We start from the raw sequence: 11,420 nt of genomic DNA, 5'->3' as shown, positions 1-11,420 counted from the left end.
CATCATCGTTTCTTGACCGCCACATCGACTACGAACTATGGTCTGTGGCATGCAACAGAGCCTCCGTGGTGAGGGAATTGGACTCCGGAAGGTCGTCGTTTACCGCGAGACAGTCATCACCGAAGGCGGTCAACAGCCCGCCCGGCGCACACTGCAAGCCAGCGTCGCCGCGGTGTTGCGCAACCCATGGGTTGGCACGCCGCCGACACACGAACTGTCAGACGAGGTCGCCCGCATCGCACCGGCACTTGCGCTCCTGCTCACCGATCGCCTGCAGAGCGCTCTTGGTGGCGTCGACGCTGTCGAGGCGTTCGGGAAGGCGGCCATCGTCGGATGCGGCGGCGAGATCGAACATGGGGCAGCGCTGATCCACACCCCGTACTTCGGCAATGTGATGCGCGAATATCTCGATGGCACCTCCATCCTCTGTTTCGCCGATGCCCGCGCCGAAGCAGGTGACCCGCTCGTGATCCCGCTGTGGCACAAGACCCATGCCGCAACTCGCAGTCACTATCAAACGGTCAGTACGCGGGTGTCCGATGCCCCGCGACCCGATGAGCTCGTCATCGTTGCGGCGGGGTCGAGCGGCCCCCGCCCCCATCCCCGCATCGGAGACCGCACCACCGACCCCGCAGTCACCATCAAGAGTCTGGAGAGTGTCCTGTCATGAAGCTCCGCAAAATCGTCACCATCGTCGAAGAGATCCGCACCGAGGGTGATCGGGAGGTCAATCCACCGGCACGTGTCGCTGTCGTGGCAGCGGTGATCGAAAATCCGTGGGCTGGTCAGGGTTTTGTCGAAGATCTGACGCCGGGGATCGATGCCACCGCATCGGATCTAGGTGCTCTGCTGGCTCCGCTGGTGCTGGATGCACTCGAGGAACCCGCCGAGGCTTACGGCAAGGCAGCGATCGTCGGATTGGACGGCGAGATCGAGCACGGATCCGGGCTCATCCACACCTTGAAGTTCGGTGACCATTTCCGCAAGGCCGCCAACGCCACCACGCTGCTACCCGCCGTCGAAAAGCGTGGACCAGCAGGAATCATCTTCGACATCCCGCTCAAACACATCACTGACGCCACCATCCGATCGCACCACCAGACCGTGGAGGCACGTATCGCCGACGCCCCGCACGCCGGCGAGATCGTCATCGCATTGGCCGCCGCGTCACAGGGACGGCCCCAGCAACGCCTGGCCCCGCTGAGCAGCGAGAAGTAGACATGTCCAGGCCGACGCTCGTCCTTTTGCACGGTGTGGGGCTCGATCACTCCGTGTGGGACACGGTGGCAGCACTCCTGGCCGACCGGTTCGAGGTCATCGCTCCCGATCTGCCAGGCCACGGCAAGCGGCCACCCGCCCCGCCCGGCGTGACGCTCGCCGACCTGGCCGACGGGATGGCCAGTGCGATTCCGGCCGGATCACATCTCGTGGGGTTCTCTTTGGGCGCGCTGGTCGCGCAGCACCTGGCGATACATCGTCCGGAGCTGGTGGCCTCGCTGACGTCGGTGGCCTCGGTATGTCGGCGCACTCCGGAGGAACGCGCTCAAGTCCTGACCCGGCTCGATACCGCAGCGACCGACATCCGCGCGAGTTCAGTTGCCTCTCTGAGGCGTTGGTACGACGGTACCTCCGTCGCCCTCGATCAGGTCGCCCGCACAGAGGCCATGCTCCTGGCCATCGACCCGGACAGCTTCCTGAACTGCTATCGGGTGTTCGCCACCGCCGATGCCGAGATCGCACCACTTCTCGAACGCATAACCGTTCCCGCCCTGGCGGTAACCGGTTCGGACGATCCCGGCTCGACACCGGAGATGTCGCGGCGGCTCGCCACGGCGATACCACACTGCCGCATGCACATCATTCCCGGTGCGCGCCACATGCTTCCGGTTCAGTGTCCACGTGAACTAGCCGACACCATCACCGCATTCCTCGGCACAGTCATAGGAGGCGACATCCATGTCTGATCTGCGCACTTTGCAGCACTTCATCGACGGCAAGCCCGTCGCGCCGTCGTCAGGCGAGCATTTCGAGAGCACCAACCCTGCCACCCGTGAGGTGCTCTACCGGGCCGCTCGCGGCAACGCCGCCGACGTGGACGCTGCGGTCACCGCGGCCGCCGCGGCATTCAACGACCCTCGGTGGCGTGACCTCAGCCAGACCAAGCGGGGCCGTCTGCTACGTCGTCTCGGCGACCTCGTCGGAGAGCACGCCGAGGAACTCGCCCGTTCCGAATCTCTCGACAACGGCAAGCTGCTGCGCGAGATGCGGGGCCAACTCGCCACTCTGCCCGAGTATTACTACTATTACGCCGGTCTTGCCGACAAGATCCAGGGTGATGTCATCCCGACCTCGGATCGGCGGGTGCTCAACTACACGATGCGTGAGCCGCTGGGCGTGGTCGGCGCCATCACCCCGTGGAATTCGCCGTTGACGCTCACCACCAGCAAGCTGGCACCGGCGTTGTGTGCAGGAAACACTGTCGTGGTCAAGCCATCTGAGCACACCTCGGCAACCGTGCTGACCCTCGCAGAACTCGTGATCGAAGCAGGCTTTCCCCCCGGGGCGGTGAACGTGGTCACCGGCTTCGGTGCGGAGGCCGGCCAGGCGCTCGTGGATCACCCTGTGCTGGCGAAGATCTCGTTCACAGGCAGCACCGCGACCGGAGCCAGCATCGCCTCGGCCGCGGCAGGCCGGTTCATCGGATCCACACTGGAGCTCGGCGGCAAATCGCCCAACATCGTGTTCGACGACGCCAACGTCGCCAACGCCGCCACCGGTGTGGTGGCGGGTATCTTCGCCGCGGCGGGCCAGACCTGCATAGCAGGTAGCCGTGTGTTCGCCCAGCGGGCGATCTATGACGAACTGCTCGAACGTGTCGCGGACCGCGCCGGCAGCATCCGCATGGGAGACCCGCTGCTCGATGACACCGAACTCGGGCCGCTCGCCTTCGAAGACCAGCGAAACAAGGTGGCGTCCTACGTCGACCTCGGCCGTTCCGAGGGCGCACGTGTGCTCACCGGCGGCAAGGCCACCGACGCCGGTCTCGGTGGCTTCTTTTACGAACCCACGGTGCTCATCGACGTTCACAACCAGATGCAAGTCGTCCGCGAAGAAATCTTTGGCCCGGTCGCCGCGATCATGCCGTTCGACACCGAGGACGAAGTGGTGGCGCTGGCCAACGACACCCGGTACGGACTCGCCGCCGGCGTGTGGACGTCGAATCTCGCTCGTGCGCACCGAATGGCCGCACACCTGGACGCCGGGACCGTTTGGGTCAACACCTACCGTGCGATGTCGCCGATGTCGCCGCGACAGGGGTTCAAGAGCAGCGGGGTAGGAGTCGAGCACGGCACCGAGACCATCAAGGAATACACGCGCCTGAAGAGCGTGTGGATCAACACCGACGAGGGCCCAGTCCCCGACCCGTTCGTGATGCGGAGCTGAGATGCCACTAATCCAGGTCACTCTTGCCGCGGGTCGTTCACCTGATCAGATCCGCGCCATGATGCACGAAGTACACGCAGCGGTGCTGAGAACGGTGGACACCCATCCGCAGCATATTCGTGTCATCGTCCACGAAGTTCCCCAAACCCATTGGACCACCGGTGATGTCACCATCGCGGAGATGAAGGACCAGCAGTCATGAAGTTTTCGTTGTTCGCCCACATGGAACGCTGGGACAAGTCGGTCACTCACCGGCAACTGTTCGAGAATCTCACCGAACTGGCACTGATGGCAGAAGCAGGCGGCTTTTCGACGGTGTGGATCGGCGAGCACCATGCCATGGAGTACACGATCTCACCAAGCCCGATGCCGTTGCTGGCCTACCTGGCCGCGCGAACCACCACGATCCGTCTCGGCGCAGGCACCATCATTGCACCGTTCTGGAATCCGATCCGCGCTGCCGGTGAGTGTGCGCTGCTCGACGTGATCAGCAACGGTCGCATGGAGGTCGGGCTGGCACGTGGTGCGTACCAGATCGAGTTCGACCGGATGGCTCCTGGCCTGTCGGCCACCGACGGCGGCAAGCACCTGCGTGAGCTGGTGCCCGCAGTACGCAAACTCTGGCAGGGCGACTATGCCCACGATGGCGAGATCTGGCAGTTCCCCACGGCAACGAGTGTGCCGAAACCGATTCAGCAACCGACGCCGCCGATGTGGATCGCCGCGCGCGATCCCGATTCTCACGATTTCGCTGTCACCGAGGGCTGCAACGTGATGGTCACGCCCTTGATGAAGGGCGACACAGAGGTGGTCGATCTCAAGCGCAAATTCGATACTGCGGTCGGGAACCACCCCGAGGTACCTCGTCCGAAGCTGATGGTGTTGCGTCACACTCATATTCATGCGCCCGAAGATCCCGATGGATGGCGTCCGGCCGCGGCGGCGATATCGAAGTTCTACCGCACGTTCGATGCCTGGTTCGGCAACAAGACCACTCCGGTGGACGGATTCCTGGCTCCCAGTCCGGAATCCAAGTTCTCCGAGCGTCCCGAATTCGAACTCGAATCGTTGCACCGCACGGCAATGATCGGTACGCCTGAGGAAGTCATCGAGCGGCTGCGGTTCTACGCCGAACTAGGTGTCGATGAGTTCAGCTTCTGGTGCGACAACAGCCTGCCGCACGACGAGAAGCGAAAGTCGCTGGAAATCTTCATCAAAGAGGTCGTTCCAGCGTTCCAATGAATTCCGACAAGGAGTCATCGTGAACGACGTAGCTGATGGATTTCGAATCACCGCGACCGACCTGATGGATGCTCAGCGCCGCAGCGCACGGCACCGGGCCGCAAGCCCGACCATTCCGATATTGCTCGACATCGAAGTGCTGATCGACCGCGACACGCGGTCCGCGTTCGACGCGCTCGAGAATGCGCCGAAGCGCGGCGGGCTTCGCTATGTCGGCACTCCGCGCGGGCTAGCCGGACTAATCGCTGACGTGCAACGCCTCGGTATCGCCGACGGGGTGGTCCTCAAACCCCTGACCGACAGCCCGGTAGCTGATCTGATGCTCGAAGAACTGGTTCCTGGCCTTTCTGCGCGCCAGCTGCGATAGGCGGTTGCCTTCGGTATGGCTTATGTTCAAGTGACATGCCGACAAACTCCTTCCGCTATTTGATTTCTGGCGCCAGTGCGGTTCTCGCACTGGCCAGTTTGGGTTTTCCGAGTCCAGCGCATGCGACTCCGCAGGACAGCTGCGGTGTAGACCTTGCGTCGCCGGTGATTCAGTCGGCCCTCGCCGCGCAACCGTCTCCGTTTCCGGACGCCGAGTGGAGTCGGGACCCCGGCTCGTTCGAAGGCAACTTCGACCCCTGCGCGACGCTATCCGTTGTCATCGCGCCGATCGACCGCGCGACGGGTAGTTCGCCGAGTGTGGCAATGCTGTTCCATCGTGGTGCATGTGTGGGCCCGGCGACGCCGACTCCTCGGGGTTTCACGTCGTTCGATGCTTCCGGCACCCGTGACGACACCGTGTCTCTCAGGTACAAGATTCCCGGTAGTTGCAATGCCTGCGCAGACGGCACTCATCGGACAGTTCGGTACCAGTGGCGCGAAGATCAGCCGTCCACTGGAGGTGTGCATCGCCTCGATCCTCTGCCTCCCGGCTGATTCCCCGTCCCAACATGAATCTCGAGCTACGACGGGCATAGTGAACCAGCTAATCAACTCCTCGCCGGCTGATGCGCGTTCAACCCGCCATGTTCGCGAAACCGCGACCTCAGCAACGGACTATTTCTCACGGCGCTTGACGGATCGGCTACCAGGTGAATCATCGGCGGCACACCCAGAAACAGGTGGTTACGCTGATATCTGCAGCGTGCGTTCTGAACCGATGGATCGTACGACACTGACTGGAGCGATGTGTGACCGAGAAGCTGTCAACCGGAACCAAGACGTTGCTCATGGCGCGCGTCGATCGAGCCGAAGAACTGTGGCAATCCGAGCTTGATCAAACCATCGCGGCGATCCCCTGGTTGCGCGCATCGATGTCTCATCTGACCGCACTCAATGAGGGCGTGGTGCAGGTCGATGCCTCAGACAGCTTCGTGGTCGCGTTCGACCGTGCCTCCGATGCCGTGACGTGCGCACTGGATCTGCAGCTTGCCCCGCTGGAACCCTTCGCGTTGTGCATCGGAGTGCACACCGTCGAGCACACCGACTCGGTCGACTCGGACGGCGCCGCGCGCCTGCGCGATATCGCTCGTGGAGGCCAGACCCTGATCTCGGCCGCCGCGGCCGCGCTGGTCTCTGACCGCATGCCCGCCCATGCAGCACTCACCCCACTGCGCGACCGGGTGAGGCACGAACCGGTGTACCAGCTCGACCACCCCGGGCTGCGCACCCAGGTCGCCCACGACACGCCGAATACAACTGACGCACAGCATCTTTCGAGCACCTAGTAAACGGCGTGACAACTACGCCGACGTCGACATCGAATCGTCGTCGGAACTGACGGCACGTCGCGCGGCGGTCAACAGAAGCTGGTCGAACTTCGACCGCGACAGCACACCGGTGTCCCCGAGCGCGGTGAAATCCTTCGCCACCTGCTCGGCCAGGACGCGCAACTTGACGTTGTTCTCCTGCGACAGCCACTTCAGCAGGTCGAAGGCCGCGTCCTCATCGATGCCGTAGATCAGCATCAGCATGCCTTTGACCTGTTCGATCACCGCACGCCGCTCGGTGATCTTGGCAACCTCGGCGGTGATGACCGCGTCTTCCTGCCGGCTTCTGGGCGGCGTCACGTCGATGTAGAAGCCGCGGATGCCGATCACGTCGCCGTCGAGGCCGTGGAGTTGATCGCTGACGACGATCACCTGACGCACCGTACCGCTGGTGTCGATGATCCGGTGTCTCCTGCCGAAGGCCCGCCGCCCGGTCATCATGTCGTTGATGTCGGCGGCCACCTGGTCACGGTCGTCGGGATGCTTGTGTGACAGAACGAGTTCCGTTGTCGGCGTGACGGTGCCCGGCTCGTAGCCGTGCATGCGCTGCACCTCGGCGGACCATTCCCAGTGTTGATCGGCGAAGTAGAAGCGGAACCAGCCCATCTGTTGAGGTGTGCCGCCGGTCAGTGCCTGTACGGCGGCCGCAGTGTTGTCGTTCTCGGGTGCGGCGGTCATCGCGCCCACTTCGCATACGACATCGGCGTTGTTGCCCACACCTCCCGAGGCTCGGCGAGTTCGCGTTGAAGGTCTTCGAGCCGCTGCAACCGTTCTGCGCTGTCGCGGCACAGCCTGCGGGACACGGCCACCTGCTCGCGCGCCCGTGCGATCGACTGCGCGATGTCGGACCGGATCGCGACGGGACGCCGCCTGACCTCATCACGATCGGTGTCGCTGCGCTTGCTGCTCACCGCGGCGACGCGATGAGCGATGCGAGCCCGGTGCGCCTTCTGTCTGCACGCCGACGAGCAGTACACCGCGTCCGCTCTCCCGGTGAACCAGGTGCCGCAGACGGCACACATCGAGGCTGCCACAACCGTTACGTTACAGCTGTCGTCGTGATCGCGTGGCGAGTCGGACGATGTAACACCTGGTGAGCGGACCGATCGTCAATGGTCAGGATCGAACGCGGCGACGCGTTCGGAAACCTCGGCGTCGAGTGCGGATTGCGACGCCGCGAGTCCTGCGATCACACCGGCACGGTTACGGGCAGGTTGGTTCTGCGACATCTTCGCCTTCGCCTCGACGCGCTCGACGGGCAGTTCGACACCGACGATGCCGTTGAGTTGAGCTCGGGTGTAGGACGTCGGCGCATCGGCAACCCGCCATGGCCGGTCGCGCCCGGCCTCGTGCCGGTCGGTCAGCTTGGTGACCAGATCGAGCAACCAGTCCGGGTCGTCGTGGACGCGGAGGGTGCCGTAGACGTTGAGCACCTCGTAGTTCCACGTCGGCACCACCTTGCCGGTCTCGGCCTTGGTGGGATAGAAGCTGGGTGACACGTAGGCCTGCGGTCCGGTGAAGATCGCCACCGATTCGGCCCCGGCCGCACGCCAGTGGTCGTTGGCCCTCGCGACATGACCCAGCAGCGCGTGCCGCTCGGCGTCGTAGAGCAATGGCAGCGGCGTCACCACCAGACCCGCTGTGGTGTGGCTGACGAGCTGGGCAAAGCCCGCTTCGGCCAGGACAGCGTCGACGCGCTCAGGGCTCAGCGCGAACTTCGGGGGTAGGTACACGGGACACACTCCATCACTCGCCCCGAGCCTAACGAGACCGGCAGGAGTAGGAGAACCGGCGCGAGCAGTGCGTTTCCTGTAGGCGAAATTTGGCCGGCCTTATGTGACACACACCTCTTGTAGTGTGAACGCCGTAACAAGATCGCCGACGGGATACAGGGGTCGAAGTATGGACGAAGTGCTGGCGCGCGCTGGCATCTTCCAGGGGGTGCAACCCAGCGCGGTGGCCGCACTTGCCCAGCAGTTGGAACCGGTGTCGTTCAGTCGGGGCCAGGTGGTCTTCACCGAGGGTGAGCCCGGCGAGACGCTGTACATCATCACGTCGGGGAAGGTGAAGATCGGCCGCAAGTCGGTGGACGGCCGCGAAAGCCTGCTCACGCTGATGGGCCCCTCGGACATGTTCGGCGAGCTGGCGATCTTCGATCCCGGTCCGCGGACCTCGACGGTCACCGCACTCTCGGATGTACAGGCCGTGATGATGCACCGCAAGGTGCTGCGGAACTGGATCGCCGACCGCCCCGAGATCGCCGAGCAACTCCTGCGGGTCCTGGCACGGCGATTGCGGCGCACCAACGACAACCTGTCCGACCTCATCTTCACCGACGTGCCAGGCCGCGTCGCAAAACAACTGCTGCATCTCGCGCAACGCTTCGGGACGCGCGAGGGCAACTCTCTGCGCGTCGACCACGAGCTGACCCAGGAGGAGATCGCCCAACTGGTCGGCTCGTCCCGCGAGACGGTCAACAAGGCGCTGTCCGATTTCGCACAGCGCGGCTGGATCCGCGTGCAGGGCAAGAGCATCCTGATCGACAACACCGAACGTCTCGCGCGGCGCGCGAACTGATCGCATCCGCCTGCCAGGCGATGTGACGATACGTACATTGTTAGCGCCCTAACTATTAGCGTACGTTTTAGTTGTGGCCTCACCCTCAAGCGTCGACGTCGATCCCCTCGCCCTCGAGCGGCAGGTGTGCTTCGCGTTGGCGGTGACCAACCGGGCCGTGCTGTCGATCTACCGGCCGCTGCTCGAGCCACTGGGCCTCACCCACCCGCAATATCTGGTCATGCTGGCGCTGTGGGACCACCACAAGATCAGCTCGGCCGGCGTTGGTCCGCTGTCGGTGAAGCAGATCGCCGCGACCCTGCAACTGGACTCGGCGACGCTGTCGCCGATGCTGAAGCGTCTTGAGGCGCTCGGCCTGATCACCCGCACGCGTAGCGTCGGTGATGAACGCGCCACAGACATCCGGCTCACCGAGGCCGGGATCGCGCTGCGTCAACGAGCGCTGGAGATCCCTCCCAAGGTCGTCGAGCGACTGGGCGTGGACATGGCCGAACTGGAAGAACTGCACCGGGTCTTGACCCGGGTCAACACCGCCGCGCTGGCCGCGAACGGTGTCAACCACTGAACACAAGGATCATCATGGCCGCCGAACGGAAAAAAGATCGCCCCAATCTGCTTCAGTACATCGCGTATTCGTACGGCAGGCGGTTGCCGGACTCGATGCGCGAGTGGGTCGCCCATGACCTGGCCGATCACGGCGCCGTCCGCCGCCACATGATCCGGATGGCGATCCCGCCGGCACTGGTACTGGCCCCATTCTGGCTTTTGCCCGCGTCGTTGTACGTGCACATCGAGATGACGGTGCCCATCTACATCTGGTCGCTGCTCATGGCGCTGGCCCTCAACAAGGTGTGGCGCCGACACCGCCTGGCGCAGCACGGCCTCGATCCGAACCTGGTCGACGAGATCCGGTACAAGAAGCAGGCCCACATCCACGAGGACTACATCCGCCGCTTCGGACCGCGTCCGGAGTCCGCGAAGTTCCAGTCCAACAGCAGTCCCTTCTGATCCGGTAGGAATCCCTCGCAGTGGGTAGGCACTCAGGTGACCTACATTCCGCGCACAGAGGGAGACCCACCATGACCCACGCACTCGACGGCAAGAAGGTTGCCATCCTGGCCACCGACGGAGTCGAACGCCGCGAGCTGGTCGAACCGCGTGAAGCGCTCGAACAGGCCGGTGCCCGCACCGAGTTGCTGTCGCTGCAGACCGGCTCGATCGACGCCCGCGACCACGACCTGGAACCGGCGGGCACCTACACCGTCGACCGCCTGGTGAGCGAGGCCAAGGGTGACGAGTTCGACGCCCTGGTGGTCCCCGGGGGCACCGTGAACGCCGACAAGCTCCGGTCTGATGCGAAGGCCGTCGCGTTCGTCCACGACTTCGTGACCTCCGGCCGTCCGGTCGCGGTGATCTGCCACGGCCCGTGGACACTCATCGAGGCCGGAGTCGCCAAAGGCCGCACCCTCACCTCCTACGCGAGCCTGCGCACCGATCTGCGCAATGCCGGCGCCACGGTGCTGGACGAGGAGGTCGTGGTCGACGGCAACCTGATCACCAGCCGTTCCCCGAAGGACATCCCGGCCTTCAACAAGGCGCTGATCGACGCCCTGGCCAAGCAACCCCAGGCTCAGGCACAGCAGTAACCGACACCACAGCGCCTTGCATGCATACTTGCATGCAAGGCGCGCTACGCTGGTCGACGTGGACACGACCAGCAACAGTCAACGCGCGTACCAGGCCACCAAGGACCGCATCCTGTCCGGCGGCATCCGCGGTGGCCAACTGCTCAGTGAGGTCGAGGTCGCAGGCGAACTAGGCCTGAGCCGCACCCCCGTCCACGAGGCATTCCTGCGGTTGGCGGCCGAAGATCTGCTCGAACTTCTGCCGCGACGCGGCGCCGTCGTGGTACCCGTCCCGCCGCAAGAGGGCACCGACCTCCTGGAGATGCGCCTGGCGCTCAAGACCGCCGCCGTACGCCGGTTGTGCCGCACCCCTGACGTCGTCGACTCGCTGTTCACCGAACTCAACGATCTCGTCGACCAGCAGCGTCGTCTCGCCGAGACGAACGACGCCCACGCGTTCGCCGTGGCCGACGACACGTTTCACCGCCGCATCGTCGAGGTCGCGGGAAACCCCATCGGCCAACGGTTCTACGGATCGCTCAGCGACCGGCAGCGACGCATGATGGCCGACGCCGCCCGCTCCGACAGCGCCCGCCTTGCCGCCCTCATCGGTGAACACGCCCGCCTCGCGGAGGCCATCGAGCGCCGCGATGTCGAGGAGTTCGAGTCCGCCCTGCTCTCACATCTGGAAGCGACCTATCGGGTTACCTTGAAATGACCGCCACAGCAACACCATCCGAAACACAGCACAGATCACATCGGCTCCGCCCATGGGTCG

At 64.3% G+C, this 11,420-nt stretch carries 17 protein-coding genes; 14 read left to right on the top strand and 3 right to left on the bottom strand.

Annotated features, from left to right (window positions below; translation table 11 throughout):
• Window positions 1-49 precede the first annotated feature (49 nt).
• From AT701_RS02595 to AT701_RS02560, 9 genes are all read left to right on the top strand, one after another.
• On the top strand, window positions 50-670 hold the full coding sequence (locus AT701_RS02595) for an amino acid synthesis family protein (RefSeq protein ID WP_058125097.1): 621 nt from the start codon (window positions 50-52) through the stop codon (window positions 668-670).
• Complete coding sequence (locus AT701_RS02590; protein WP_058125096.1) at window positions 667-1,218, top strand: amino acid synthesis family protein; 552 nt, start codon at window positions 667-669, stop codon at window positions 1,216-1,218. Before AT701_RS02595 ends, AT701_RS02590 begins: the two co-directional genes overlap by 4 nt.
• Window positions 1,219-1,220: 2 nt before the next feature.
• Window positions 1,221-1,964, top strand: a complete 744-nt coding sequence (locus AT701_RS02585; protein ID WP_058125095.1) for an alpha/beta fold hydrolase — start codon at window positions 1,221-1,223, stop codon at window positions 1,962-1,964.
• Window positions 1,957-3,444: an aldehyde dehydrogenase gene (locus AT701_RS02580; RefSeq protein WP_058125094.1), complete on the top strand. Its 1,488-nt coding sequence runs from the start codon at window positions 1,957-1,959 to the stop codon at window positions 3,442-3,444. The genes AT701_RS02585 and AT701_RS02580 overlap by 8 nt, the downstream gene beginning before the upstream one ends.
• A gap of 1 nt (window position 3,445) precedes the next feature.
• Window positions 3,446-3,646 (top strand): tautomerase family protein, encoded by a 201-nt coding sequence (locus tag AT701_RS02575; RefSeq protein WP_058125093.1) that lies wholly within the window; start codon window positions 3,446-3,448, stop codon window positions 3,644-3,646.
• A 20-nt stretch (window positions 3,647-3,666) separates the two neighbouring features.
• Window positions 3,667-4,686 (top strand): LLM class flavin-dependent oxidoreductase, encoded by a 1,020-nt coding sequence (locus AT701_RS02570; RefSeq protein WP_233032098.1) that lies wholly within the window; start codon window positions 3,667-3,669, stop codon window positions 4,684-4,686.
• A 19-nt stretch (window positions 4,687-4,705) separates the two neighbouring features.
• The gene (locus tag AT701_RS02565) at window positions 4,706-5,053 is read left to right on the top strand and encodes a hypothetical protein (protein WP_058125091.1); all 348 of its coding nucleotides are present in this window, start codon (window positions 4,706-4,708) and stop codon (window positions 5,051-5,053) included.
• Between the two features lie 35 nt (window positions 5,054-5,088).
• Window positions 5,089-5,607 carry an LppP/LprE family lipoprotein gene (locus AT701_RS36055; protein ID WP_081319338.1) on the top strand — a complete coding sequence of 173 codons (519 nt, stop codon included), beginning with the start codon at window positions 5,089-5,091 and terminating at the stop codon, window positions 5,605-5,607.
• Window positions 5,608-5,861: 254 nt separating this feature from the next.
• The gene (locus AT701_RS02560; RefSeq protein WP_058125090.1) at window positions 5,862-6,398 is read left to right on the top strand and encodes a nucleotidyl cyclase domain-containing protein; all 537 of its coding nucleotides are present in this window, start codon (window positions 5,862-5,864) and stop codon (window positions 6,396-6,398) included.
• Window positions 6,399-6,413: 15 nt separating this feature from the next.
• Here AT701_RS02560 and AT701_RS02555 read toward each other — a convergent pair whose 3' ends face one another.
• The 3 genes from AT701_RS02555 to AT701_RS02545 form a co-directional block, all read right to left on the bottom strand.
• On the bottom strand, window positions 6,414-7,118 hold the full coding sequence (locus AT701_RS02555; protein WP_058127508.1) for a PAS and ANTAR domain-containing protein: 705 nt from the start codon (window positions 7,116-7,118) through the stop codon (window positions 6,414-6,416).
• Window positions 7,115-7,474 carry a hypothetical protein gene (locus AT701_RS02550; protein WP_223495288.1) on the bottom strand — a complete coding sequence of 120 codons (360 nt, stop codon included), beginning with the start codon at window positions 7,472-7,474 and terminating at the stop codon, window positions 7,115-7,117. The genes AT701_RS02555 and AT701_RS02550 overlap by 4 nt, the downstream gene beginning before the upstream one ends.
• Before the next feature lie 75 nt (window positions 7,475-7,549).
• Entirely contained in the window at window positions 7,550-8,173 is a 624-nt protein-coding gene (locus AT701_RS02545) for an FMN-binding negative transcriptional regulator (RefSeq protein ID WP_058125089.1), read from the bottom strand.
• Between the two features lie 169 nt (window positions 8,174-8,342).
• On the opposite strand from AT701_RS02545, the gene crp reads away from it, so the two are divergent.
• The 5 genes from crp (at window position 8,343) to AT701_RS02520 (ending at window position 11,360) form a co-directional block, all read left to right on the top strand.
• Window positions 8,343-9,017, top strand: a complete 675-nt coding sequence (crp, locus tag AT701_RS02540) for a cAMP-activated global transcriptional regulator CRP (protein WP_011727023.1) — start codon at window positions 8,343-8,345, stop codon at window positions 9,015-9,017.
• Window positions 9,018-9,090: 73 nt separating this feature from the next.
• The gene (locus AT701_RS02535; protein ID WP_058125088.1) at window positions 9,091-9,582 is read left to right on the top strand and encodes a MarR family winged helix-turn-helix transcriptional regulator; all 492 of its coding nucleotides are present in this window, start codon (window positions 9,091-9,093) and stop codon (window positions 9,580-9,582) included.
• A 14-nt stretch (window positions 9,583-9,596) separates the two neighbouring features.
• Window positions 9,597-10,025 carry a DUF5313 domain-containing protein gene (locus AT701_RS02530; RefSeq protein ID WP_003891959.1) on the top strand — a complete coding sequence of 143 codons (429 nt, stop codon included), beginning with the start codon at window positions 9,597-9,599 and terminating at the stop codon, window positions 10,023-10,025.
• 71 nt (window positions 10,026-10,096) lie between these two features.
• Entirely contained in the window at window positions 10,097-10,663 is a 567-nt protein-coding gene (locus tag AT701_RS02525; RefSeq protein ID WP_058125087.1) for a type 1 glutamine amidotransferase domain-containing protein, read from the top strand.
• 58 nt (window positions 10,664-10,721) lie between these two features.
• Window positions 10,722-11,360 carry a GntR family transcriptional regulator gene (locus tag AT701_RS02520; protein ID WP_058125086.1) on the top strand — a complete coding sequence of 213 codons (639 nt, stop codon included), beginning with the start codon at window positions 10,722-10,724 and terminating at the stop codon, window positions 11,358-11,360.
• Window positions 11,361-11,420 lie beyond the last annotated feature (60 nt).

Origin of the sequence: Mycolicibacterium smegmatis, assembly GCF_001457595.1 — a bacterium.
GTDB lineage: Bacteria > Actinomycetota > Actinomycetes > Mycobacteriales > Mycobacteriaceae > Mycobacterium > Mycobacterium smegmatis.
This window is presented reverse-complemented; position numbering and strand designations above follow the sequence as displayed.